General features: G+C 36.2%; 24 protein-coding genes and 1 tRNA gene. 4 read left to right on the top strand and 21 right to left on the bottom strand.

Annotated features, from left to right (window positions below):
- Positions 1 to 2 precede the first annotated feature (2 nt).
- The 5 genes from ATE47_RS07020 to ATE47_RS07000 form a co-directional block, all read right to left on the bottom strand.
- Complete coding sequence (locus tag ATE47_RS07020) at positions 3 to 932, bottom strand: glycosyltransferase family 2 protein (RefSeq protein ID WP_062161295.1); 930 nt, start codon at positions 930 to 932, stop codon at positions 3 to 5.
- A gap of 3 nt (positions 933 to 935) precedes the next feature.
- Complete coding sequence (locus ATE47_RS07015; RefSeq protein ID WP_062161294.1) at positions 936 to 2,105, bottom strand: glycosyltransferase family 87 protein; 1,170 nt, start codon at positions 2,103 to 2,105, stop codon at positions 936 to 938.
- Between the two features lie 31 nt (positions 2,106 to 2,136).
- Positions 2,137 to 2,949, bottom strand: coding sequence for a 2,3,4,5-tetrahydropyridine-2,6-dicarboxylate N-succinyltransferase (locus ATE47_RS07010; RefSeq protein WP_062161293.1), 813 nt, complete (start codon positions 2,947 to 2,949; stop codon positions 2,137 to 2,139).
- Positions 2,950 to 3,142: 193 nt separating this feature from the next.
- Complete coding sequence (locus ATE47_RS07005) at positions 3,143 to 3,715, bottom strand: C40 family peptidase (RefSeq protein WP_062161292.1); 573 nt, start codon at positions 3,713 to 3,715, stop codon at positions 3,143 to 3,145.
- A 94-nt stretch (positions 3,716 to 3,809) separates the two neighbouring features.
- Entirely contained in the window at positions 3,810 to 4,184 is a 375-nt protein-coding gene (locus tag ATE47_RS07000; protein WP_062161291.1) for a hypothetical protein, read from the bottom strand.
- A 211-nt stretch (positions 4,185 to 4,395) separates the two neighbouring features.
- Between ATE47_RS07000 and ATE47_RS06995 the strand changes: the two genes are divergently transcribed.
- Positions 4,396 to 4,767 (top strand): DoxX family protein, encoded by a 372-nt coding sequence (locus ATE47_RS06995; RefSeq protein WP_062161290.1) that lies wholly within the window; start codon positions 4,396 to 4,398, stop codon positions 4,765 to 4,767.
- Between the two features lie 53 nt (positions 4,768 to 4,820).
- On the opposite strand, the gene ATE47_RS06990 is transcribed toward ATE47_RS06995, so the two are convergent.
- The gene (locus tag ATE47_RS06990) at positions 4,821 to 5,171 is read right to left on the bottom strand and encodes a winged helix-turn-helix transcriptional regulator (protein ID WP_062161289.1); all 351 of its coding nucleotides are present in this window, start codon (positions 5,169 to 5,171) and stop codon (positions 4,821 to 4,823) included.
- A 153-nt stretch (positions 5,172 to 5,324) separates the two neighbouring features.
- Here ATE47_RS06990 and ATE47_RS06985 point away from each other — a divergent pair, with 153 nt between their 5' ends.
- On the top strand, positions 5,325 to 5,684 hold the full coding sequence (locus tag ATE47_RS06985; protein ID WP_062161288.1) for a hypothetical protein: 360 nt from the start codon (positions 5,325 to 5,327) through the stop codon (positions 5,682 to 5,684).
- A gap of 215 nt (positions 5,685 to 5,899) precedes the next feature.
- On the opposite strand, the gene ATE47_RS06980 is transcribed toward ATE47_RS06985, so the two are convergent.
- A complete protein-coding gene (locus tag ATE47_RS06980) occupies positions 5,900 to 7,159 on the bottom strand; it encodes a hypothetical protein (protein ID WP_150114796.1) in 1,260 nt (419 codons plus the stop codon).
- A gap of 559 nt (positions 7,160 to 7,718) precedes the next feature.
- Between ATE47_RS06980 and ATE47_RS06975 the strand changes: the two genes are divergently transcribed.
- A tRNA-Ala gene (locus ATE47_RS06975) sits at positions 7,719 to 7,792 on the top strand.
- 176 nt (positions 7,793 to 7,968) lie between these two features.
- On the opposite strand, the gene ATE47_RS06970 is transcribed toward ATE47_RS06975, so the two are convergent.
- The 9 genes from ATE47_RS06970 to amaB form a co-directional block, all read right to left on the bottom strand.
- Entirely contained in the window at positions 7,969 to 8,784 is an 816-nt protein-coding gene (locus tag ATE47_RS06970; protein ID WP_062161286.1) for a hypothetical protein, read from the bottom strand.
- A 201-nt stretch (positions 8,785 to 8,985) separates the two neighbouring features.
- Positions 8,986 to 10,401, bottom strand: a complete 1,416-nt coding sequence (locus ATE47_RS06965; RefSeq protein ID WP_062161285.1) for a TolC family protein — start codon at positions 10,399 to 10,401, stop codon at positions 8,986 to 8,988.
- Positions 10,402 to 10,489: 88 nt separating this feature from the next.
- On the bottom strand, positions 10,490 to 13,636 hold the full coding sequence (locus tag ATE47_RS06960) for an efflux RND transporter permease subunit (protein ID WP_062161284.1): 3,147 nt from the start codon (positions 13,634 to 13,636) through the stop codon (positions 10,490 to 10,492).
- A gap of 1 nt (position 13,637) precedes the next feature.
- Positions 13,638 to 14,822 (bottom strand): efflux RND transporter periplasmic adaptor subunit, encoded by a 1,185-nt coding sequence (locus ATE47_RS06955; RefSeq protein WP_062161283.1) that lies wholly within the window; start codon positions 14,820 to 14,822, stop codon positions 13,638 to 13,640.
- A gap of 1 nt (position 14,823) precedes the next feature.
- Positions 14,824 to 15,279 (bottom strand): hypothetical protein, encoded by a 456-nt coding sequence (locus tag ATE47_RS06950; RefSeq protein ID WP_062161282.1) that lies wholly within the window; start codon positions 15,277 to 15,279, stop codon positions 14,824 to 14,826.
- A gap of 117 nt (positions 15,280 to 15,396) precedes the next feature.
- Positions 15,397 to 15,909, bottom strand: a complete 513-nt coding sequence (locus ATE47_RS06945) for a GNAT family N-acetyltransferase (protein ID WP_062161281.1) — start codon at positions 15,907 to 15,909, stop codon at positions 15,397 to 15,399.
- 206 nt (positions 15,910 to 16,115) lie between these two features.
- Positions 16,116 to 16,346 (bottom strand): DUF2007 domain-containing protein, encoded by a 231-nt coding sequence (locus ATE47_RS06940; protein ID WP_062161280.1) that lies wholly within the window; start codon positions 16,344 to 16,346, stop codon positions 16,116 to 16,118.
- A 64-nt stretch (positions 16,347 to 16,410) separates the two neighbouring features.
- Complete coding sequence (lat, locus tag ATE47_RS06935; protein WP_062161279.1) at positions 16,411 to 17,736, bottom strand: L-lysine 6-transaminase; 1,326 nt, start codon at positions 17,734 to 17,736, stop codon at positions 16,411 to 16,413.
- A 104-nt stretch (positions 17,737 to 17,840) separates the two neighbouring features.
- Positions 17,841 to 19,391 carry an L-piperidine-6-carboxylate dehydrogenase gene (amaB, locus tag ATE47_RS06930; protein ID WP_062161278.1) on the bottom strand — a complete coding sequence of 517 codons (1,551 nt, stop codon included), beginning with the start codon at positions 19,389 to 19,391 and terminating at the stop codon, positions 17,841 to 17,843.
- A 133-nt stretch (positions 19,392 to 19,524) separates the two neighbouring features.
- On the opposite strand from amaB, the gene ATE47_RS06925 reads away from it, so the two are divergent.
- Positions 19,525 to 19,722: a hypothetical protein gene (locus tag ATE47_RS06925; protein ID WP_062161277.1), complete on the top strand. Its 198-nt coding sequence runs from the start codon at positions 19,525 to 19,527 to the stop codon at positions 19,720 to 19,722.
- Between the two features lie 58 nt (positions 19,723 to 19,780).
- Here ATE47_RS06925 and ATE47_RS06920 read toward each other — a convergent pair whose 3' ends face one another.
- The 5 genes from ATE47_RS06920 to ATE47_RS06900 all read right to left on the bottom strand — a co-directional run bounded on the left by ATE47_RS06920 (position 19,781) and on the right by ATE47_RS06900 (position 25,914).
- A complete protein-coding gene (locus tag ATE47_RS06920) occupies positions 19,781 to 19,969 on the bottom strand; it encodes a hypothetical protein (protein WP_062161276.1) in 189 nt (62 codons plus the stop codon).
- A 104-nt stretch (positions 19,970 to 20,073) separates the two neighbouring features.
- Positions 20,074 to 20,940: an SPFH domain-containing protein gene (locus tag ATE47_RS06915; protein ID WP_062161275.1), complete on the bottom strand. Its 867-nt coding sequence runs from the start codon at positions 20,938 to 20,940 to the stop codon at positions 20,074 to 20,076.
- 241 nt (positions 20,941 to 21,181) lie between these two features.
- The gene (gene ccsA, locus ATE47_RS06910; RefSeq protein WP_062161274.1) at positions 21,182 to 24,439 is read right to left on the bottom strand and encodes a cytochrome c biogenesis protein CcsA; all 3,258 of its coding nucleotides are present in this window, start codon (positions 24,437 to 24,439) and stop codon (positions 21,182 to 21,184) included.
- 182 nt (positions 24,440 to 24,621) lie between these two features.
- Positions 24,622 to 25,203: a Crp/Fnr family transcriptional regulator gene (locus tag ATE47_RS06905; RefSeq protein WP_062161273.1), complete on the bottom strand. Its 582-nt coding sequence runs from the start codon at positions 25,201 to 25,203 to the stop codon at positions 24,622 to 24,624.
- A gap of 75 nt (positions 25,204 to 25,278) precedes the next feature.
- Positions 25,279 to 25,914 carry a cysteine hydrolase family protein gene (locus ATE47_RS06900; RefSeq protein WP_082632522.1) on the bottom strand — a complete coding sequence of 212 codons (636 nt, stop codon included), beginning with the start codon at positions 25,912 to 25,914 and terminating at the stop codon, positions 25,279 to 25,281.
- Positions 25,915 to 26,197 lie beyond the last annotated feature (283 nt).

Genomic DNA, 26,197 nt, shown 5'->3' with positions numbered 1-26,197 from the left:
TGTTAAAAATTTTTATTTCTGATGATATAATTCGGTCTTTCTTTCACTTGTTTAAAGATTTTACCTAAATAAATTCCAATGATTCCCATAATGATTAACTGTAATCCGCCAAAGAATACAATAGTCATAATTAAGGAAGCCCAACCTGAAATTTCTGTTTCCACAACAAATGAATGAATAACATATGCGGCATATCCAATAACGGAGAGGGCGGAAAAAAGAAAGCCTAAATAAGCAGCAATAGAAAGAGGTTTTACACTAAATGCAGTGATGCCGGTGAAGGCAAAAGTGATCATTTTTTTTAAGTTATAGCTGCTTTCTCCGGCCTGTCTTTCGTTGGCCGTGAATTCAATTCCTGCCTGCTTGAAGCCCATCCAGCTCGTTAATCCCCTTAAAAACAAATCATCCTCATTGAATTTTCTCATGACTTCAACGGCGTTTGCATCCAATAATCTAAAATCTGAACCGCCACCTTTCGTAAGATCTACATCGGAAAGGCTGGAAAGGATTTTATAGAAAAAGTCGGATGTTTTTCGTTTAAAATAAGAAATTTGTTTGGGATAAGTCCGGATTGTATAGACAACATCATAACCTTCTTCCCATTTTTTAATCATTTCGGGAATAAGCTCCGGCGGATGCTGAAGATCACCATCCATGGAAATGACCGCATTTCCGTGAGCAAAGTCCATACCGGCTTTTACCGCAGGCTGATGTCCAAAATTTCTTGAAAATTCAATGAACTTAACCTTTTCAAACTGACTGGCAAGCTCTTCAAGTTTTTGCTGGGTGTTGTCTCTGCTTCCATCATTCACGAAAATTATTTCAAAATCATAATTGTTTAATCCCGAAAAAACCTCTTCAATTTTTTCATAAACCAAAGCAACGTTCCCTTCTTCGTTATGGGCAGGAATGACGATGGAAATTTTCTTCATACTTTAATCCAGGCTGTAATTTTTTTCAAAATCTTTAGTTAAAAGTTCGTAGGTTACCCTCAACCAAATCACAATGCAAGGTACAGATTTTAAAGAATATTTGATGATATAATTCTCTTTTACAAATTTCGGGAATAGATCCGATGTTGAAAAACAGGTGAAAATAATGACAAAAACCAGCAATCCAATGATAAATGGCGTTCGTTCCTTTTGAAGGAAAAACCATATCAGAACACCGGTAACGGCAATAATATACGTCGGAGATTCTGAACTTGAGCTGAACAATACCAAAAATAGTAATGTTGAAGCCAGAATCATCAGCTGGAAAGCGTAATTTTTATATTGTTTAATTCTGATATACGGCGCGGCAAAAAGTGGCAATCCAACGGCCAAAAATACAAGGTTTGAAATGGAAGCATCCCCCAGAATTCTTCTGAAAAAGCCCATTAATGAAATATCCTGCATGTTTCCCAATACCTGATTTTCATTATTTTTCTCTACAATCGACTGGAACCAGTCTGAGTAACACTGAATGACAAATTTCGGGCTTGAATACGCCATTGGCAAAACAAAAAATAGCACTGCAATTATTAGTCCTGAAAGAATAAATTTACCTTTATTTTTAATAAAAAAGAATTGTGTAAGTCCTACAATTCCGTAGATTTTTACAAAAATTCCTATTAAAATTGCGGTTACAGATTTCACTTCTTTTCTTTCGTAGATGTAAACTGCGGAGAGCAATAAAAGCCCTGTCAACGCTACATTGAATTGTAAGCTTAAAGCTGCCGTAATATATTCCTGTAAACAAAGCAGTCCAAAAAATGCTTTCTTTGAATTTGAGAACGGAAGCTTATAAATCGCGAAAACGAAGATAAAAGTATTGGCAAGATTCCAAAGGGAAATTCCCAGCCAGTCGGGCATTACAGCAAAAGGCGCAATCAATGCACTGAAAAAAACGCCGTAATGATTAAGATCAAAAAAGAGATCAGGATAATGGATGAATAAATTTTTCTGATTGATGGTATTAAAAAATACACTTTTGAAAATCAGATAGTTATTGATCGCATAATCTCCTCTGAAATATTTTGAAATCGCCGTAACAACTGATATAATAAGATAAACCCCAAATATGTATTTAGGGTTTAAAAGTATTTTAAGAAATTTTTCTTTCAAGATTGTGAGGTTTTGGTTTAAAATAGTGATCTTAAACAGCTACATTATTTTCTCTCAACGCATCATTCAATGATGTTTTTTTATCTGTTGATTCCTTTCTCTGACCGATGATCAAAGCGCATGGAACCTGATATTCTCCAGCAGGATATTGTTTTGTATAACTTCCCGGAATCACAACCGAACGAGCAGGAACTCTTCCTTTGATTTCAACTGGTTCTGAACCTGTTACATCAATAATTTTTGTGGAAGCCGTTAAAACAACATTCGCACCCAAAACTGCTTCTTTTTCTACGTGAACACCTTCTACCACGATACATCTTGATCCGATGAAACAATCATCCTCAATGATTACCGGAGCAGCCTGAAGCGGTTCCAATACTCCACCGATTCCCACACCACCACTCAGGTGAACGTTTTTACCAATCTGTGCACAGCTTCCAACCGTTGCCCAGGTATCAACCATCGTTCCTGAATCTACATAGGCACCGATATTTACATAAGAAGGCATCAAAATCACGCCTGAAGCTATGAAAGAACCTTCTCTCGCGATCGCATGAGGTACAACTCTCACTCCTTTTTCAGCATAATTTCTCTTCAAAGGAATTTTGTCATGAAATTCAAACGGACCTACTTCAATAGTTTCCATTTTCTGAATTGGGAAATACATTACCACAGCTTTTTTCACCCATTCATTCACCTGCCATCCGTTTTCCGTAGGTTCTGCAACACGAAGTTCTCCGGAATCCAATAAAGAAATTACTTCTCTTATCGCCTTCTTGCTGTCTTCATTCTGCAAAAGATCTCTATTATCCCAAATGTTTTCAATTGTTTGTTGTAACGACATGTTTCTAGTTTAAAATTATTCGCGAAGATACAAAAGTTTTAGTTTAAGGCTAAGTTTTAAGGTTGATTTTACGCCGGAAATATTATAGAATTAGGTATTCTGCTTTCTTTTTAATAATTAAGAATCTTTTTATTTGTAATTTGAGATTCTTCCTTCGTAAGAATGACAATCAGAGGTAAATATTAAATCGTATTTACAAAACTCTCTGTGCGTGAAGATAAGCTTTGTTCCAGTATTTTTCATTTAATGATGAAATTATTACGCCTTTTGTAGTTGATGCATGAATAAATTTCACTTCACCGTCATTCCCGATATCATGAACAATTCCGACGTGGGAAACCCGGCTTCCTCCGGCTGTAGCGAAGAATAAAAGATCTCCGGGCTTTACATCCTTAATGTCAATTTTTTCTCCTGCTTCTGCCTGATCTGATGATCTTCTTGGTAATTTGAAATCATTTTCCTCAAAGACTTTTACGGTAAATCCGGAACAATCGAATCCTGACGAACTATTACCTCCGAATTTATAAGGTGTTCCGATGTATTTTTCAGCATCTTTTAGAATATCGTTGATGGATTTCGGTACTTTTCCATCAAACTTTGAATCAAGTTTGCGGAGATTTTCTGTTTTTGTATAAGTTTTGGTATTGGTATTTTTCCTGGCAGCAATGTTTTTCGAGCTTCCGCAGGAAATCGCGATGAAAGAAATAATAAGCAAGCTTAATAATTGCTTTGTTTTAAAATTATCCGGGGATAACGTTGCTGTCATATTCGTCCGCTTTAGTATCAATTATGATACAAATATAAAATTTAAACATTAAAAACAAAAAAGCCATCCCAACGGACGGCTTATATTGTAGATTTTATTTAGAAGTTTTTTCACCTTTCCAGGTTCCGGATCTGTCCGGTGTTGGAACTGAATTTCTCCAGTTACCGTCTCCTTTTTTATCTCTTCTAAGAGTTCCTCTGAATTCTCCGTCTGCAGGCGACCCGATAGTTGCAGTAAGATCTCCGGATTCACTAAGATGTCCTGAAATATAGTAATTTTCAGTAGTGATGTCTGAGTGCATTGTCCCGGTCACTTTTCCGTCAGTAGCCACTACAATATTCCAGTCTCCTTTTTCGGTTCCTTCGTAGGTTCCGGCCCATGTTCCGATGAAATCGTAGATAGTATCTTCATCTTTGCCACATCCAACGAATAAAAAAGCCGTTAATAAAAGTAAAAAAAGTTTCTTCATATTTATTTCAAATAGTTATTATTTCACTTAGAAAATCTTACAAAAAGACAAAAATTAGTTTAATAAACAAAATTTAAATTTGTTAAAAACTGTTAAAATTTTAATGATTACAAAATCAAACTAATTTATGAGACTTAGAACATACAATTTTGTTCGTTATTTCATCTGCTTATGATTAGAAATACCTTTGCAGTAATAAATAATTACAAGCATGGAATTGGCAAAAACACTAATTTATTGGGTAAGTTACGCATATTATCTGTATGTATTTGGGTATGCATCATTATTCAAGGTTTTTCATAAAGAATCAATGATGAAAAGTATGCAGTCTTTGGGCTTCAATACAACCTGGACGACTTTGATAGGTGTAGGAGAACTGATTGGGGTAATCCTGATTATCATTGGGTTATTCAAACCTTCATTGAGGAATCTCGGAATACTTTTTTTATTTCCATTTGCAATAGGTGCATTTACAACACATATGGCTCACCATGAGTATAGTCATTTTTATAATTCTTTGATAATGTGTATACTTTCCGTAGTTTTATTATGGCTGGACAAAAATTTTAAGATAACAATTTAATAGTATATTTTAATTATAATCGCAGTACATGAAGTGCTGCGATTTATAGTTTGTTACATTTTTGATTCTCCCCATTTGTCCATAAGGGTGATGATTTCTTCAAGAGAGCTTCCGAGATCCGTTAACTCATATTCCACTTTTCTGGGATACTGGTCATAAATAATTTTGTTTATTAACCCGTCATTTTCAAGTTCTTTGAGACATTTGATAAGCATTCTTTCAGAAATTCCTTCAAGCTTGTTTCTAATTTCCCCAAATCTTAATTTCTGGTCTCTAAGCAGATAAATGAGAATATTTATTTTCCACCTGCCGCCAATCATCGCCAGTGTATGTGAAATACCGCAAAAGTTGTTCAGATAAGTAAGATTGATATTGTTTGTGGAGTTTTTCTTCCTTCCGTCCATATATGCTAATATTAGAAGAACTACAAAAATATAACTTTAAATCTGAGATACACCTTTTGTTTTAAATGAATCTTCATGAAATAAAAAAATGTCATATATTTATATCACTCAATAATGAGTTGTTAAATAATTATAATTAAAAACCTAAAAATCATGGAAAAAACAGTTTTACCTCAAAAGAATATAGAAGGTATTTGGGAATTTACCAGTGGATATGAATCTGCTTATTTTGGAGTGCAAATTGGTGATAAATGGCATTTTCAATATAATATTAATCCATCAGATCCCGCAGAGGGAAAAGTGGAAATGTTTAGATCCGATGGAACTCTTTATAATAGTGGAATTTTTTATCAATTTGAATTCCAAAATCCAGGACCCACTGATTATGATCTAGAGATGCGAATGGAAAGTACGGCATTTAGCTATAAAATTCAAAATGTTCCTGAATCTTCATTATCTTTACAATCCCCTTCACCATATAGATATCCTGGTAATTTTAAAAAAGTACAATAACTATTAAGCTCATATTTATAGTCTTTTTTATAGCTTGTTTCTTTTTCTGAAGCTATGCTTAATTTTATAAGCAAAACAATGATTTTTGTGCAAATTTTACACAAATAAAAAGAGTTGCAAAATAAACGTTGCAACTCTTTGATTATCATATTTTATCGACTCAAAGTCATAAATAGTGGCCTATTTTTATTATCCATTTTTATATGAGTAGTATTTTATAATCCTGCTTTTCCTAATGCATAAGCCATAATATTATGTAAGAATCTTTCTTGTGGTGTATCAATGATATTACTATTTACTGATGTGTTTCTAAAAACTCCTTCATCCCAGAAAAATATAGCTCTATTATCATTTCCGGAAATGAAAACTTTTGGACTATTAGTTAATTCCGCAAGAATTGTAGAGCCTGGAGGTAATTGGCTGGTTGTAATGTTTCCGTAGCTACCAGCTCCATTAATTGTAATATTTGTTGTATTTCCAAATACTCCATTATTGATGCTGTTGCTATTAGTTGTAGCATTTATAGTTCCTGAGTCCAAATTTCCTGTACCTCCAAAAGCATTAAGCAAGTTGGTTCCGTTTCCTCCAGAATCAAAAAGTATAATAGCAACTCCACCGCCATCTACATATGCTTTAATTTTGGCAGCTTCGGCTACAGGCATATTACCAAATCCGGTACAAATTATGTCATATCTTGCTAAAAGGTCTGCAACGGAAAGTGTTGACAATGTGGATGTAATATTGCTAAATGAAAACCCTGTGAAAGCGGCATTATATGTCCCTGAACTTCCATAATTTGCAGGGTTTTGAAGCTGTGAATTGAATATTGTTTGCTCTCCACTCCCTATACTATAACTCGACCAGTAGGCAAAACGAACCCCCAGACCAACATTTACAGTACTAGAACAACTCAAATTAATCTTAGACCATGAGCCTGTCAAAGGTCCGTCTGTAAACGGAGTTCCACTAAGATTATATGTAATTACTTGAGACTGTCCAGGATTTAGAGAACCAGATGTAGGTGATACTGAAGTAACCGTGATGCCATTTATACCACTTAAAACCAAATCACTTGTTTGGTATGTAATAGGGCCTATTGGCGATAATGAATTATTGGTTATTGATACTTGGTATGTTGCACCAAACAATGGTGTCCCACTCTGGAAGTTCCCTGTAAAGCCTAATGATGAACAGTCTACTGCTACAGGAGGGGTCGTTGGTGCGCAATCATCACAAAGGCAGTTTGACCATTGATTACCATCAAATACTTTTACACATTTTAATTGTGAATCATAAATAATTGTTCCCTCTGCAAGGTCTCCTCCTTGAGGGTTTACAATATTTGCAGTACTTGTGTTAGTAGGTAAAACCAATCCTAAAGTATTGGTTGTAGGCTTATTAATATCCAGGGCTCCTCTGGGTGTAGTAGTCCCTATCCCAACTTGAGCGAATAATTTGGTGCTTATAATAAGCAATGCTAGAATAAATAAGTTTTTCATTTTAATTAATTTTTGGTGTTATTAGGAATATAAAAAAATTGTTAAATATCTTTATTTTGATGTGAGGAAAATCAAATTATCAAATTAGTTTGTAAATACTTCTACTGGATTTACATTAGTTTACCTGATAGTTTTAATGGGCATTTAATACAAAGTGGAGAAATACATTGTATGTAATTTAATTTATAAATAGTATTAAATTGGGGATAAGATAAATTACATTTCTATAACATAAGAACTATAGAAGGATCTTTCATGTTTTTGATTATTAGTTGTTTAGTTTTTATAAAGATATAATTTTTTCTCTAATATTTGATATTTAAAATGAAATTTTAAAGTTTTTATAAAAGAAATCAATAGTCAAATTTTCTTACTTAAAAAAATATTTTAGTAACATTCCTTTTCAACATTCCTATTTTGGCAATTATTTAGTATTAAAGGATTTGATTTTTAAAGAACATTATCCCTGTCATAAAATGTTAAGATTTTTTTTGTTTTTACAATTAAATACTTACTTTTGTACCGCTTTAAGAAAGGGGAATTAGCTCATCTGGCTAGAGCGTTAGACTGGCAGTCTAAAGGTGACGGGTTCGATCCCCGTATTCTCCACTTGATAATCAGAGAGTTGCAATTTAATATTGTAACTCTTTTTTTGTTTACAAAAACTCTTTTATAATATTTCTACAGGAATTGTCTTACACAAGCCATATTTTAATAAAAAGTAAACAGCTAAAATCAAAAACCCCGATCGTAATCAGGGTTTTATAAATGGAAAGATTTATAAATCAATTTGTAGCGATTGCATAAATGGCATTTTCAGACCACGAACCGCCTACAGCACTCAGTTGGGCTCCGGCAACAGTGCTACTGGCTTGAGTACCTCCTACAATATACCGATATGTTTTTGTGGTTCCTGAAGTGTTATTAATCTGAATCGTGCCCGTTGCTACATTATACTTTTGTCCTCCCGTAAACGGACCGGTTATCTGAAAGCTCATTAATGTAGGTCTTATGACATCAGCAGATTGTGTGCCTACTTGTCCTATCGTCGTCAGATTCTGGTCGGAAAAGGTGCTTCTTACAAACATCCATTCGGTAGCCGGGATCGTTCCGCTGGGGATTAATAATAAAGAAATGGTGAGCATCCATTTTCCTGGAGGTAAGGTGATGAAAGATCCTGTATATGACATAGTTGAAGTCTGAGCAAAAGGAAGGTTATAGCCTCCTCCTAATGTTCCGGTAACCACATTGGAAGCTGCTCTTTGCCAGGTTGCGGTTCCCAGGTTATCGTTTGATGTTAAAACCATTCCCGATGCCTGTCCGGTATTTACCCCTTCAAATCTTAATGTTCCGATGGAATGTAAGGTGTGCTGCGGTGCAGAAGTTCCGATTCCTACTCTTCCCTCATCGGTTACGGTAACAATTTCCGTATTGCTGGAATTGTTGATTCTCATAGCTTTAGTTGTTCCTGTGCTGCCTTTACTTAAAATATCCAATGAAGCTTGCGGATTGGTTGTATTAATACCTACCTGAGCATTAGTATTAAAAAATCCGAAAAAGATTAGGCTTAGAATCGATGGTGATAAAAATTTTGTTCTCATTATGTTAGTTTTAGGTAAATCAAAGTTAGGAATAAAAAAGATTTGAAATACCACATTTATGAAAATTATTAGGTTAATTCAAAGATAAATATTAACTTTTTAAGTAGCAGATCAATAGATTTAATGGTATTTATCTGAATTAAATAAATAAAAAAAGCGCATGCTGAATTACATGCGCTTTTATGTTTTTATATTTGAAAATTATTTCCAGCCACCGCCAAGAGCCTGATAAAGCTCAACAGCAGCTCTCATTTTACTGTATTGTGCATTTGAGATATTAAGTTCTGCGTTTAAAGAATTTACACTCGCATTCAATACTTCAAGATAATTCGCCATACCGTAATTTACGAGTTCCTGAGAATATTCTACAGAATTTTTGTAGGCATTCAGTTCTTTTTGCTTTAAATCAATATAAGAATCCTGAACCGAGAACACCCTGATCGCATCAGAAACCTCTTTTCCAGCTGTAAGAACCGTTTTTCTAAAGTTTAAATAAGCTGTTTCCTGATTGGCAAGACTCACTTCATAGTTGGTTTTAATGGTTCTCCTGTTTAAAATAGGCTGGGCCAGACCCGCAACAACGTTTGCAAACAATGAATTTACACTGAATAAATGATCAATATCCACAGACTGTATCCCGCCGCTTCCCGTAAGCCTTAAAGTAGGATAAAACTGTGCTTTCGCAGATTTTGTAAGTTCAAAAGCGTTCATCAGGTTGTATTCCGCTCTCATGACATCTGGTCTGTTGGCCAATAATTGAGCAGGATATCCTAATCTTAAATCAATCGGAACTTTCTGAGTTTCCAGTGTGGATCTTTCAATTGAATGAGACGGCTCTCCCATCAACAGGCTCATCGTATTTTCCAGTAATTGAATTTGAGTATCAATATCAATTAACAAAGATTTTGCATTAAAAACAAGCGCTTCGCTTTGCTGAACAGCAACTTCCGTCAATGTTCCCGCCGTTTTTAAAGCCTTTGTTGTTTCCAAATTCTGTTCACGAACTGCAATGGTTTCAGTAATTATCCTTTTCTGAGCATCGTAAGTAAGCAGCTGATAATAAGCCGAAGCAATAGAAGCTACAAGATCACTTTTTACCGCTTTGTGAGCCGCTACAGTTCCTAAATAGGTTGCAAGCTGTGCCTTTTCCTGTGCTTTCAGCTTTCCCCAGATGTCAGCTTCCCAGCCAATACTGGCAGTAATGTCGAATTGGTTGACGTATCGTCTTTCCCCGATGATCTGCCCAAACTGTGTATTAATAGACTGAGTCTGGAATGTATAATTAGGCCCCACTGATAATGTCGGCTGATAGGCCGATTTACTTTGCTTTAAATAAGCTTCAGCAGAAGTAATACTCTGCAAAGCGATTCTTATGTCCAGATTGTTTTCCAAAGCCTTTGAAATATGCCCCTGAAGTATAGGATCCGTGAAAATTTCTTTCCAGGAAACATTGGCGATATTCGTACTGTCGGAAGGGAGCATATCTGTACGGAACAGCTTTTCGTCCACAACATTATTCGGTCTCTGGTATTCTTTTCTTGCCATACAGGATGATACGGCTGCAAGAATGGCGACTGAAAAAGTTATTCCTTTTATAATATTTAATAAACTCTTCATTTTTTATTATTAGAAGTTAGAAACTAGAGGTTAGAAGTTAGATTTAAAACTAATTTCTAATATCTAACCTCTAACTTCTCTAATTAAATTATTCTGCTAAATTGATTTCTTCTTTTTTAAGGGGCTTGATTTTCTCCTGTAATGTTTCAAAAATTACATATAAAACAGGAATTACAAAAAGTCCTAAAATGGTACCTATCAATAACCCGATTGCCGCACCCGTCGCGATGGATCTGTTACCCACTGCACCGATTCCGCTTGCTAAAACCAATGGCAATAATCCGAAGATGAATGCAAATGATGTCATCAAAATTGGTCTCAATCTCGCTTTTGCAGCATTAATGGCAGACATTACAATTGTTTCCCCATGATGCCTTCTCTGGACGGCAAATTCGACAATCAGAATCGCGTTTTTGGCCAATAGTCCGACGAGCATGATCAAAGCGATCTGGAAATAAATATTGTTTTCCAAGCCCATTATTTTCTGTCCGAAATAAGCTCCCATTACCCCAAGAGGAAGGGAAATAACAACGATCAGCGGCAGGATGTAACTTTCGTACTGGGCGGCAAGGATGAAATAAACGAAAACCAAGCTTAATGCAAAGATCAAAACGGTTTGAGATCCGGAATTTAATTCCTCTCTTGTTAATCCCGTAAACTCTACATCATAATTTTGATTTAAAGTTTCCTCAGCTACCTGCTGAACCGCCGTAATGGCATCCCCCGAACTGAATCCGGCAGTATTTGCCCCCGTAATTTTCACCGAAGTAAATAGATTGTAACGGCTTACCGACTGTGGCCCGTATGCTTTTGAAAGGCTTACAAACTGAGAAATCGGTGACATTACCCCTGAACTGGTTTTTACATACAATTCATTAAGGTTATTAATGTTCTGCCTGTTTTCTGGAAGGGCCTGAACCATTACCCTGAATTGCTTCCCGTATTTCGTAAAGTCAGCCGTATAAATACCCCCGATGTATCCCTGCATTGTGCTCAGGATGTCATTTACGGAAACTCCCATTTGTTTTGCCAAAGGAACGTTAATCTGCATTTCATACTGAGGATATTTTGTATTAAATGAAGTCTGTGCAAATTCAATTTCCGGTCTTTCAATCAACTTACCGATGAATTCATTGGTTTTATTGTCCAAATCTGCATAATCGCCTCCGGATTTATCCAGAAGAACCATCTCGAAACCAGCACTGTTACCAAATCCCGGTACACTCGGTGGCTGGAAGAATACAATTTTTGCATCAGGAACTTTTCCGGAGATTCCGAATAGCTGTTTGGTGATATCTTCAGAAGTAAGTCCGTCTTTTTTCCTTTCTTCAAATGGTTTTAATTTAACAAAAGCCAACCCAGCGTTACTACCGTTTCCGGATAAGAATCCCCTACCCGTTGATATGGTAACGTTTTGTACACCCGGAACTTTCATAGCATTAGCCTGAAGCGTTTTCAATGCATTGTATGTTCTTTCCATTGAAGCTCCCGGCGGAAGCTGAACATCCGTAAAGATAATTCCTCTGTCTTCCGTAGGTACGAAACCTTTCTTCATGCTTGCATTGGCCCAATATAAAATTCCTATTGTAGCGGCAAAGATTATTAATGTAACCCATTTATGTCTTAACAGGAATATAAATCCTCTTCCGTAACGGTCTGTGGTTGTTTTAAAAGCAATATTAAACTTATAGAAAAACTTTTGAAGGAAATTCAGGTTTTGATATTCTTTATGGTGTTCTGCGTGAGGTTTTAAGAATAATGAACATAAAACCGGGCTCAGCGTTAATGCATTTACCGCAGAAATGATGATTGCCACAATAAGCGTAACCCCAAACTGCTGATAGAAAACCCCTGTAGGCCCCGTAATAAACGTTACCGGGATAAAAACCGCAGCCATTACCAACGTAATTGAAATAATCGCTCCTGTAATTTCGTCCATCGCCTCTACCGTAGCTTTTTTAGCATCGGAAATACCGTGTTCCATCTTGGCGTGAACGGCCTCGACGACGACAATAGCGTCATCCACCACAATACCAATCGCAAGAACCAAAGCGAATAACGTTAATAAGTTTAATGAATATCCGAATAAATTCAGGAAGAAAAACGCACCCACAATAGAAACCGGAACCGCAATGGCCGGAATCAGTGTAGATCTGAAATCCTGCAAGAAAATATACACCACAATAAATACAAGGATAAATGCTTCGATCAAGGTATGAACAACCTTATCAATTGAGGCTTCCAGGAATTCGTTGGTATCAAAGTTGAACGTATATTTTACCCCTTCAGGAAAGCTGCCTTCCGCTGATTTCAGATAAGTTTTAATATTTTTAATAATTTCCTGAGCGTTGGAACCCGGTGTCTGGAAAATACCCATACTGATGGACGGATTGTTTCCGTTTTCCCCGATTCCACTGTAAGACTGGCCTGCCAATTCTACTTTAGCAACGTCTTTCAGCATTAGATTTTGTCCGTCAGGAAGGGCTTTAATGATAATGTTGTCATATTGAGCCTTATCATTAAATTTCCCGACATATTTAATAATATATTCGAAAGAGCTTCCGCTGTTTTGCCCGATAGATCCGGCTGCGGCTTCTCTACTCTGTTCGTTGATGGCATTGGTAACATCTGTAGGAGTTATTCCGTACGCTGCCATTTTTGAAGGATCCAGCCATACTCTCATTGAGTAATTTTTACCTCCGAAAACGTTGGCATCACCTACACCATTAATCCTTTTTAAGTTTGGTATAATGTTGATATTCAAAAAGTTTTGAAGATAAACATCATCAAGGTCCTTATTTTCAGAATAGAAAGACATGTACATCAAGGCACTCGTCTGCTGTTTCTGCGTCACAACCCCGGAACGCGTTACTTCACTTGGAAGCAATGGCGTTGCTCTGGTTACACGGTTCTGTACGTTTACTGCAGCAATATCGGGGTCTATTCCTTGTTTAAAGAATACCTGAATCTGCGCAGCACCGTCGTTTCCGGCAGATGAAGTAATGTAATCCATCCCTTCTACCCCGTTGATCTGTTCTTCCAAAGGTACTACAACACTTTTCATTACAGTTTCCGCGTTGGCTCCGGTATAGTTTGCTGAAACGCTTACTGTAGGCGGTGCGATGTCGGGATACTGTGTTACCGGCAGTGAGATCAATCCTAAAACACCGAGAATCACAATTAAAATTGAGATTACGGTGGATAAAACCGGTCTGTTTATAAAATTTTTAATCATTTTAGAATTTCGGTTTTATAGATTGAACAAGACTATCCATGTTGATTGGTTTCGGCTTCACGGCAGTTCCCGTTTTTAGTCCTCCGATTCCTGCTGCAACAACAGTTTCACCTTTGTTGATTCCAGATTTTATTAATGCTAAATTGTCGATCCTGTCAATAATATTAACAACCACATTTTTAGCGGTATCCTTATCAACTTTGTATACGTAAACAATTCCCTGCTGCTCGTAAGTAGCACTTTCCGGAACTACAAGAACATTGTTATATTGTTCTGGGAACCTAATTGTTCCACTGTTACCGTTGCTTAATAATTTTTGGGCATTCGGGAATCCTACCCTGAACTGGATTGTTCCTGTCGTAGGATCAATCTGTCCTGTAATGGCCTCAATTCTACCCTTTTCCGGATAAAGGCTTCCATTTGCCAACTGCAACTCTACCATAGGCAGATTTTTGATTTTTTCAGGCATTGAAGCTCCCGGAGATTTTTCTAGGAAATCAAAATATTCTTTTTCGTTCATTGAAAAATAGGCGAAAATTTCTGAGGTATCTGAAATTGTTGTTAACGGAGTCTGATCCGTTGGGCCAACCAAACTTCCCACTTTTAAAGGAAGCTTTCCGATAACTCCGGAAATTGGTGCACGGATAATTGAATATTCAATGTTTGCTGCTACTCCTTTATAATTGGCAACGGCCTGGCTTTTACCAGCTCTTGCCTGCTGTAATTGGGCTTGAGCTTGCGCCAGATTTGCCTGAGCAGTTTGTAATTGAACATTACTGATGATATTTTTCTGAACGAGAGGCTTCAGTTTATTGACCTCTACATTGGCAGCATTTACGGCAGCCTGAGCAGCAGCAATATTAGATTCTGCGGCACCGATTCCTGCTTTGGAAGCGGCTGCATTTTCAGTTAGAATATTGGTTTCCAGACGGAATAAAGGCTGTCCTTTTGTAACGTATTGACCTTCATCCACCAAAACCTGAGTGATATATCCCTGTATTTTAGCACGAACATCATTATTTACTCTTCCCTGAATTGTAGCCGGAAAGGTTTGATAGCCCACTATATTTTTCTCCTCCACTTTTACTACAGGATATGGTTTTGGGCCGTCCTGCTTTGGAGCTTCTTTTTTGCAGGCAACTATTGAAAGTGCTGCAATAGAAAGTATAACTAGCTTATTATTCATTTTAAAGTTTATTAAGAGATTCCTGAATATTGATTATGTTTTTGTTTAAAAGCACTTTGTAGGCTTCCATTCTTTCATTGTGTACATCGTCATGATTTTTTTTAAATTGGTCTAAGTCGTCCAGTAGTTTTAATTCTGCTTGCATTTTTTGAACTATTTTTTCAAATCTTATCTTCTTATATTCATCATTGATGAAAAAATACCGTTTCCGCTCGTCCATTTTGTTGTGATCTACGATAAGTTCTGCATTCAGTAAAAGTGAGATACTTGTAGAAACAGAGCTTTTGCTTGCAGAAAGAACTTCTACAAACTCATCAAAAGTAATCCCCACTTTTTCATAATCGAAAAGCAGATAGGCATAGATCTTGGAAGCTAATGGAGGTAGGTTGAAAATGGTGCCATAGAATTTTACGGCATCTTGGAAAATCTTTTCATCAATTTCTATACTCTTATGCATGGTATATAAATTTGAAGCAAAAGTATAGATTAGTTCAGAACTAAACGAACAAACTTGATAGAGTTTATAAATTCATATTGTTTTAAAAATTCAATGAAAGTTGATTTAACCTTTTGCTTAAATAATAATCTTCTCAAAAGCCTTTCTCATCCCGCCTGCCAGAAAAACTTCTCCGCAATAAGAATAACCTTTGCTTTCCAGAATTTTCAGCATCGGAATATTATCGTAGTTGGTATCTACCTTAACGCTCTGAATACCATGAGATCTGGTAAAATCCTCTATCTGATCGAATAATTTTTTCACCATTCCCTGTCCTGCAAACTTTTCGTCTACGGCAACTCTGTGGACAACTACAAACTCTCCATCACTAAGCCAAGCTCCTTCGATATTGCTGTAAGCGGGTTCATCATTTAAAATCAAAGCTGTGTACACGGCTATTTCCCCGTCTACCGTCATTACATATCCGAAACCTTTTGCAATATCACTTTCTACCGTTCCCAGATTCGGGTAACCTTGCTGCCATTGCGTGCTTCCGTCTATTCTTCTTCTTTCGATTGCCTGTTGTAAAATGTCCCAGATAATGTCTCTGTCCTCAATTTCTGCCTTTCTTAGTTTGATTTCTGAATTCATTGTTCTCTTTGATTAAGAAATTAAAAAATTCAGAGATTTAGAAATTATTTCGTTTAGAAAATATGCAAAATTTCATGTAGTGATATCTTAATTTCTAAATCTCTGAATTTTTTAATTATTTATAAAAATATTAATTAAAAAACCGAAAACTAATTAAAATTAATTTTCGGTTCGAAGTAGTAAAATTTAAAATTATGAAATTGTTTTTATTGATTTTCATTTTGTTGAAGATAAGCATCAATAATTTCGAATGCTTTCTTCTCGTCTTTCAAATCTACCATTACCTTCAACGAAGTTGCCGTGGGCGTTGTTGTAAAAGTGAGGTAATTGTTTTCAACACTGTTTGTGATTTGTGCGTCATCCAATTTTGATTTGATCAACTGAATTTCTGAAGGTTTGTCACTTTCAAAAACTGATACTCGTGTACTTCTTTCCATATTCTATCCTTTTTTGAGTATCTAAATATATAATGTTTTTTTGAAAATTACAAATTTTTGGGTTTTAAATTTTATTAATATTATTTTCGATTTTATCTAATGCAAGCTTGATTTCTTCCTTTGTCACATTCAAATGAGGCCTGAAACGAAGCGATACATCACCGCATGCCAAAATGATCATTCCGTCATTCCAAAGTTCGTCTCTTAGCAGGTTTCTTTGGTCATGAGTTGGAAGGTCAATAGCGCACATCAATCCTCTACCTCTTGCATTGGACAATTTTTCAGGATATTTTTCTGCTAATTTTTTTAATTCTTCCAGTAAATAATCTCCTACAACTCTCGCGTTTTCTACAAGGTTTTCTTGTTCAATCACTTCCATTATCAATTGAAAACGAAGCATATCAATGAAATTTCCTCCGAAAGTTGAATTAATTCTTGAGCTTTCTCTGAAAACATTATTCGGTACTTCATCGAATTTTTCTTTATTGGCTAAAACCCCGCAAACCTGAGTTTTTTTACCGAAAGAAATAATATCCGGTTTTGCAGTGAAATGTTGGAAACCCCACATTTTTCCTGTAATTCCGATACCAGTCTGCACTTCATCAAAAATTAAAAGAATTTCGCTGTCGTCACAGATTTTTCTTAAACCAACTAAAAACTCATCTCTGAAATGATTGTCGCCGCCTTCAGCCTGAATCGGTTCGATGATAATACACGCAACTTTATCAGGATGCATCAGGATTGCTTCTTCAATGTGAAGTAATGCCAACCTTTCATTTTTAATCGTTTCTTCTAAATTTTCTTCCGTTATTGGGAAAGTTAACTTAGGATTAAGTATTCTTGGCCAGTTGAACATCGGGAAATACTGATATTTTCTTGGGTCGGAAGTGTTTGTAAGGCTTAAAGTATAGCCGCTTCTCCCATGAAATGCCTGTCTGAAATGAATACAGATCCCAGCTTCAATATCAAGCCCTTTTTCGAAATTCTTGCGTGTTTTCCAGTCAAAGCATGCTTTCATTGCATTTTCAACGGCTAAAGCTCCACCTTCGATGAAAAAAGCATACTGCAGTTCTTCAGGAATGGCTACTCTTTCGAAAACTTCTAAAAAATGTGCATATTCTTCGGAATAAACATCTGCCAGTGTCGGTTTGTTTACCGCCATTTTCCCCAACCATGCTGATTTCTCAACCAAATAAGGGTGATTGTAGCCGATGGACGCCGAAGCAAACATGGAAAACATGTCCAAATATTCTCTGTTGGTCAGCTTATCATAAAGCCATGATCCGTGTGATTTTTCAATATCCATCACAAAATCAAAACCGTCTGCCAGAACGTGTTTACCTATTGTTTCTTTTACTTTATTTACTTGTATATCTATTGTTTGTTCCATATTAAATAAAAATCTTAGGGTGATTGTATTTAAAATATTTTTAAAAGATTAATAATTGAAAACCAACTATTAACCTTAATTGTTTTTAACTTAAATTAAAGCTTTTATAAATCAAACTTAATTCCTTGTGCTAAAGGAAGTTGAGCGGTATAATTTATAGTGTTTGTTTGTCTTCTCATGTAGTATTTCCAAACGTCTGATCCGGATTCTCTACCACCTCCCGTTTCTTTTTCGCCACCGAAAGCACCACCGATTTCTGCACCGGAAGTCCCGATATTGACGTTGGCAATTCCGCAGTCTGAACCTGCCTGAGAAAGGAATAATTCTGCTTCTCTTAAGTTCTGCGTCATGATGGCAGAAGATAATCCCTGAGGAACATCATTCTGGATAGCAATAGCTTCTTCCAGCGTTTTGTATTTGATTAAATATAAGATCGGAGCAAAAGTTTCGTGCTGAACAATTTCATAAGAATTTTTCACTTCAGCGATACAAGGTCTTACGTAACAACCTGATTCATACCCTTTACCTTTCAATACTTCACCTTCAACGATGAATTTCCCGCCTTCTTTTTTACATTTTTTGATAGCTTCTTCATATTGATTCACAGCGTCTGTGTCAATAAGCGGTCCAACATGGTTGGTTTCGTCTAACGGATTACCGATTTTCAATTGGCCATAAGCTTTTACCAGTCTGTTTTTCACTTCATTATATACACTTTCGTGAATAATTAGCCTTCTTGTTGAAGTACATCTCTGACCGGCAGTTCCTACAGCACCAAAAACAGCCCCGATAATTGACATATCGATATCTGCGTCTTTAGAAATGATAATGGCATTATTACCTCCCAATTCAAGGATTGACTTCCCAAATCTCTGTGCAACATTCGTGGAAACCATTCTTCCTACTCTTGTAGATCCTGTGAAAGAAACCAGGGAAACTCTCTTGTCATCCACTAGTTTCTGACCGATTTCGTGGTCAGCAACCAATACACTTGAAATTCCTTCAGGAAGATTATTTTCCTTTAAAACTTCATTCATGATATTCTGACAGGCAAGCGCACAAAGCGGAGTTTTTTCTGATGGTTTCCAGATCGTAACGTTTCCGCAGATCCATGCTAAAGCCGTATTCCAAGACCATACTGCAACCGGAAAATTGAAAGCGGTAATAATTCCCACGATTCCAAGCGGATGATATTGCTCGTACATTCTGTGGCCAGGTCTTTCCGAGTGCATTGTGTACCCGTGAAGCTGTCTTGAAACCCCAACTGCAAAGTCACAGATATCGATCATTTCCTGAACTTCACCCAAACCTTCCTGCAAGGATTTTCCCATTTCATAAGAAACAAGCTTCCCTAAATCTTCCTTATATTGTCTTAGTTTCTGACCCAGCTGTCTTACAATTTCCCCTCTTTTAGGAGCCGGAATAAGCCTGAACTCTTTGAAAGCCTTTTCAGCAGTTTCGATGACCTTATCGTAATCAGATTCTCCGGAAGTTTTTATTTTAGCAATCAGATTCCCGTCAACCGGCGAATAGCTTTCTATTGTTTTCCCTGATGCAAAGTATTTTCCGCCAACTGAAGTTCCTTTATTTTCATCTTTAATTCCTAGATTTTTGAGTGTTTTTTCGATTCCAAAATCCTTTACTTTTTTAGACATAAAATGTTACTTTTCGTTTTCCCTAAAGTTAAAAATATTAAACGAATTGCAAAATTTTAATTTTAACATATTTTTTATTTGGACTAATTATAAACATGATTATCTTTGTAGGGTAATCATTCGAATTTCAGAAATGGAAAATAATAAGACAATAAACGAGCCTGTAGAAGAAAAGAAAAGCTCCAAATGGAAGAGCCTGGTGAAGAAGTTTGGGATTGGCGGTATTATATTCTTTACCGTGAAAGGGATTATTACTTCCACGTTGATTTATTTTCTTGGAAAGAATTTCTGGACGGTAATTTCAAATTATTTTTCGACGATATTTGATTAATATAATTGAAGTAAATAAAAAAGCAGAGAAAATTCTCTGCTTTTTTTGTGATTATATATTAGTCTTTCTTTTTCCTCCCCGAATTGACTAAACTTTGATTAAGCAAATACTCAATTTGTCCATTTACACTCCGGAATTCGTCATTCGCCCATTTTTCCAAAAGCTTGTATGTGGACTCATCAATCCTTATCACAAAAGATTTTTTTCCTTTGTTTTGGGGAGAATTTTGAGTGTTTTCTGTTTTCATTTTTTTCTGTTTTCTAATGCTTTTAAATGCAAAGAGTGCAAAGGTGTTTCAATCAGCAAGATTAATAATCTTAATTAACCTTAATCTAAACCTTAGCCTAAAATCTAGTTATATAAAGTTCCGGCATTTAAAATAGGCTGTGCCGCTTTTTCACCGCAAAGCACCACCATTAAATTGCTTACCATTGCTGCTTTTCTTTCATCATCCAGCTCGACAATATTTTCTTCTGAAAGTTTTTTCAGCGCCAGATCTACCATTCCTACGGCTCCTTCTACAATTTTCGTTCTTGCAGCTACAATCGCTGTTGCCTGCTGTCTCTGAAGCATTGCACCCGCAATTTCTGAAGCGTAAGCCAAGTGTGAAATTCTCGCTTCCTGGATGGTAATTCCAGCTTTTGAAAGACGTTCCGTAAGTTCTTGCTCTAGAATAGCATTGATCTTCTCGCCGCCTTCTCTCAGGGTAATCGGGGCATGGTCATCCTCCAGATTATCATAAGGAAAACTCATTGCCAGATGACGCACTGCAGCCTCACTTTGCATTTTCACGAAATCTGAATAACGTTCCACATCGAAAGCTGCTTTATAAGTATCCCCTACTTTCCAAACGATTACCACTGCAATCTCGATGGGGTTACCCATTTTGTCGTTTACTTTCAACGTCTGACCCTGAAGGTTTTCAGAACGAAGACTGATTTTCTGGGATGAATATAAAGGATTAATGAAGAACAAACCATTATCCTTCACCGTTCCGACATATTTTCCGAAGAAATTCAAAACTCTTGAGTGGTTGGGCTGAATAATCATTAAACCTTTTAAGAAAAAGCATGAAGTAACAAATGCTAATAATGATAATACAACAAATGTAATACTCTCATCAACTCCAATAACGAAAAGATAAATTGAGACAACAAAAAGGGCAAGGCAGATAATTAAAGTAAGATACCCTGACATTGGTTTTAAAATTTTTTCCATGATGTTTTTTATTTTGATATTATTTTGATATCATAAAGATAGGGAATAGTTTTGAATTATAAGTTATAAGTTATAAGTTATAAGTTATAAGTTATAAGTTTTGAGTTTTGAGTTTTGAGTTTTTTTGATGCTTGGATTAAAATAAACTTTCTTAATGCTTCAGTTTAACGATGTCGTTTAAAATTGGATATAAAAAAATCCCGAAAGATGGCTTCCGGAATTTAATTTAGATTAATAAATCTTATTTTTTATTTAAAACTTTAAATTTAAAGAAAGAAACAGTTGCTAAGGTAAGCATTGTTCCGAGTCCGATGTAGACCCAAGCAGGTACCGGCACCGGATCTCCTGCTGCGTAAGAGTGCAGCCCGCTCAGGTAATAATTAACCCCGAAATAGGTCATTACCATAGAACAGAATGCAAACATTGTTGCCACGTGGAAAGCCCATCTGCTTCTTAATCCCGGTACCAATCTCATGTGAAGCACAAAAGCATAAACCATGATGGATATGAAAGCCCAGGTTTCTTTCGGGTCCCAGCTCCAGTATCTTCCCCAAGATTCATTGGCCCAGATTCCTCCTAAGAAGTTTCCTACTGTCAATGCAAATAATCCGATCGTAAGAGACATTTCAGAAACAATTGACAGTTCTTTCAATGTTGTATCATGGTGTAATTTATACGTTTTTTTACTTGAAATAATGTAAAATACTAAGCTAATCACCGCAATAATCATGGATAATGCGAAGAAACCGTAGCTTGACGTAATAATTGCTACGTGAACAATCAGCCAGTAAGATTTCAATACAGGAACAAGCGGCGTAATCTGAGGGTCAAGCGCGGAACCTCCGTGTGCAAAGCCCATCATAATTACCGCAACCATAAATCCAGCCGCAGGAATCAGTGCGTTTGCATTTCTATATAATATTAAACCTGCCGTGATACCTACCCATGAAATAAAGATAATTGCTTCGTATCCGTTACTCCATGGAGCATGTCCTGAAATGTACCATCTTGCTACTAAACCTAGGAAATGTAAAGCATATCCAACGATACCAATGACAATAATTACCTTGATTATTTTATTTAAAATTCTATGAGGTTTAAATAATTCGACAAAACCTAAAATCAATAATAATCCTCCAATTAATGTATAGAAAATTAATAATTTAAAGTTAAGATTAACTTCATTCATGAAAACCTCAAGATCAACTTTAGATTTTGCAGGAACAACTGCTTTACCCCATTTTTGCTGGTAGTCTGAAAGTTTTGCTAATTCGGCATCTGCCTTGCTCCAGTTTCCTGTTTGCTGCGCCTGTAAAACTTCCGCAAAATAAGGACCCATTACTTGCTGGGATTCCATATCCGGCTCGAATTTTTGGTCAAGCCAGGAATGCCAAGTGTGGTTTGGATCGTTTTTCACAGGAACAATTCTCATAAACTGACCACTGAAAAACTCGTTGAAGATCTGAACTCTTTCATTGACAGAGATTACTTCTTTGTCATAATTGGTCTGCTCAGCCGGTTTTTTACGGAAAGCGATATTATAATCATTTTCCAGAATGTAGGTCAGGTTTCCGTTTGCATCGGCCGGGAAAAGGTTCATTAATGAAGTATAGCCCTCGTCGTTTGCTTTCGTTTTATTCTTCAATTCATCACCTCCTTTTGACCCGATTTTAATCATCGGAACCATTGTCCAGCTCGGTGTATCTGTATTAATGGAAAGGAACCATTGGTTGGCCGTCAGAGATTTTCCGTCTGTTCCTTTAAACTCATCTTTTTTGTATAATTTTCTTAAAACATCTAATGCTTCAGTATTGATAGGAACAATTCTTCCGTCAAAATTCTGAACCAGAAGATACCCGAATTTATCCGCATGCTCTTTGCTGATTTTATTTCTGGCGATAATTTCGTCCGGAGAAATTGATCTCATTTTGGCTAAAGGAGCGGCTAAAGAATTTTGTCTTGGCTGCTGAACCTGAGCCGATTCCGGAGCGTGATTGTGGTTTTCACCTTCTACGTGGACGTGTTCCCTGCTTCCATCAGTGGTTCCGTGGGTCTCAATTTTCTGAGCATTTAAGCCTAAACTTAAGAATAGCAGAAGTACGGCAGCAGTTCTTTTTTTGTTGACGTCTTTCAATATTTTGTTTAATTTCCAGAAGTGAGTTCCTTTCCAGAAGAACATAAAGAACATTCCTCCGAATAAGAATGTATACCCGATGTAAGAGATCAAAGTTCCCCAGAAATCGTGGTTTACAGAAAGTACAGTTCCCATTCTGTCCGGATCAAAACTAGATTGGAAGAAACGGTAACCGCCGTGATTCAGAACGTGGTTCATATAGATTTTGTAAGGAGTTTCTTTTCCCTGATCAATGATTTTAACGTGGCTTTCGTATGCACTCGGCGATGAGCTTCCCGGATAGGTTTCCATCACAAAGTCATCCAGTTTAAGCGAGAAAGGTGTATTGTAAATTTTCGGTCCGAAACCTACCATAATATTCAGGCCGTCCATTGTTACCTGTTTGTAGGCATTTGGATTTCCTTTTTCAACGGAAAGATCAACCAATTGTTTTGTTTTTGGCCCTTGAATTTCAATGGTTAACATATCAGGAACGGCAGCGTCTTTTTTCCTGTCGCCTTCAATAGCCATTAATTTTCCTTTTTTAAGTCCTTCAGGAACAACAAGCTTAAGCTCATTAATTGTATATAAGCTTCTCAGAACCAAAGGCTGATATTCATCTTTAGCCGTACTTCCTGTAGCTTGCGTTGCCATGGTCATAAAAGATGCATCAACAGGAGTTTTAATGAATAATTTCCCACCTTCATTTTTAAACTCTACCGCGCCTTCGATAGCCCTGTTAAAGGTCACCAAAGTTCCGTTAATAGATTTGGTTTCCCCAGGTTTGATGTAAATATTCTGTCTTCCGGTTTGTCCTGTAGAAACCAAATGGAGATATTCTGCACCGTTGGGATCAGCAAGTAAGCTGTCTTTTTTTCTCTGGATATATTCTTTTGCTTCGACTTTCAGTTGTTTTCCGTGAAAATCGTAAGTAGCGTTGAAATCTTTATGTAATGGAGACATCAAGTAAGGAATATCCTGATAATCAAGAATATCACCTTTTTCTTCAATTTGAATTTTAAAGAAATTCTTATCGGTCACAATCTCGTTGGACGTCTCGCCTTCCCTGATGTGCATTGTCCCTTCAAAACTGATGTATCTTGTAATTGCACCACCGATGAAAATCAATATAAAGGCAAGGTGAAAGACCAAAACCGGCCATTTTTCTCTCCTCCAAAGTCTATATCTCGCGATATTTCCGATGAAATTGAGAATTAGCAGAAACATGATTAATTCAAACCATTTTGCTTCATAGATTAAAGCCTTTGCTGTTGGGGTTCCATAGTCGTTTTCTAAGAACGTAGCATAAGCCATTGCAAATGCAAATACCAATAACAACACAGCCATTGTCCTGGTTGAGATAAGAATATCCTGTATCTTCTTCATGATTTAATATACTTGACATGCAAAAATAAGGATGATAAACCACAAAGAGGATAAAAAAAGCTGTTTTTTATCACTTTAGAGCGGATTTGCGTTATTTTGAAACATTCTTAATAATTAAATTGTTATTATGAAAAATTAAATAAAATCACATTTAATTTATAAATAACCCGTTAGACATCCGGTTATTTTTTCAGGGTTGTTTTCTTCCTGATTTTACTTAAAAATTCATGTGAAATTCCCAAATAGGCTGCAACCTGCTGTTGCGTGATCCGTTGCTCAAGTGTAGGATATTTTTCGAGGAAATCGAGATAACGCTTATCTGCTGTTTTACTCATTAAAGAAAGAATTCTTCTTTGTAAAGCTGCTGAAGATTTTTGATTCATAATCCGGAAAAGCTTTTCTGTCTGCGGCATAGTTTCATACAAATTCTCTTTATCTTTCCTGGAGATCATGAGTACCTTGCTGTCTTCCAGAGCTTCGATATTTAAAGTGCTGGGAACATTGTTGATAAGACTGTCCAGATCGGTAATCCACCATTCTTTTACGGCAAAATACAGTGTTTGCTCAAGACCGTCCTCGTTCAGGAAATATACTTTAAAGCAGCCTTCCAGAACAAAACCTTCGAAAAGGCAATGCTCACCTTCTTTAAGGACAATTTCTTTCTTCTTGTATTCTTTTAATGTAAAAGGAACGGAAAATTGCTGGAATTCTTCCTCGGAAAGGTGGATGTGCCTGGAAATATTTTTATAAAGTAAATCAAACATCATTTATATTTAAGCAAAATAAAGATACCAATTATATTGATACCTTTATTACATCTAGCTTTAAAGTGACTGCAATTATTTTATGAAATCCCTTGCATTGGCAATTTTGGCGTAAAGACCTCCCAGTGCTGAAATTCCTGCTAAAAACGACCTTTGAACTTCTTCTGCTTTTACAACTTTACCGTTCAGATCCCTGTCTCTGGTTGCTGTAGCGTCTCCGATAATCAGGTTGTTGAAACCAAAATCGAAAGCTGCTCTGGTAGTGGATTCTACACAAACGTCCGTCATCATGCCTGTAATCACAAGATTTTTGATTCCTTTTGACTGTAAATATTCCAGAAGGTCTGTTTCTCTGAAACTGTTAGGATAATGCTTTATGATTATTTTTTCTTCATTTTTAGGAGCGACTAAAGAATTGATTTCCGCACCTTTTGTGTCGGGAAGGAAGAAAGTTGCTCCTTCATTTGTTGCCAGATGCTTAATATGAACCACCGGCAGATTGTTTTTTCTGAAAAACTCCAACACTTGCTGTGCTTTTTTTGCCGCTTCTTCTGCTCCTGACAATGTCATGGCTCCTCCTTTGAAATAATCATTTTGTACATCGATAATTAATAATGCTGTATTTTCCATGTTTCTTTTTTGTGCGTTAATTGTTAATAATGAGATTAATGTTAAACTTAAAATCAATGTGTTTCTTACAATATTTTTCATAATTTTTTCTTTAAAATTTATAGGACAAAATTAGATGTCCGGAAATTCCTGACCTTTGAACTAGTTCAAAAAATGAAATCTGATTAATTTTTTCTTTCATATTAGTATGTTATAATCTCCGCAACATTATCAAATTAAAATAGATCATATTTTTTAACTGGATTTGCTTTATTTTAAATATTTTTAATCAATCAAAAATTAAAATCAAACAGAAAATTTTCTTTAGAATTCAAAGGAAAATTAAAATTGCTTTTAACAAAAAAGCATTCGTTTAATGTCGAAA

Origin of the sequence: Chryseobacterium sp. IHB B 17019, from assembly GCF_001456155.1 — a bacterium.
GTDB lineage: Bacteria > Bacteroidota > Bacteroidia > Flavobacteriales > Weeksellaceae > Chryseobacterium.
The sequence above is the reverse complement of the archived record's forward strand: the minus strand, read 5'-3'. Positions and strand labels throughout refer to the sequence as shown.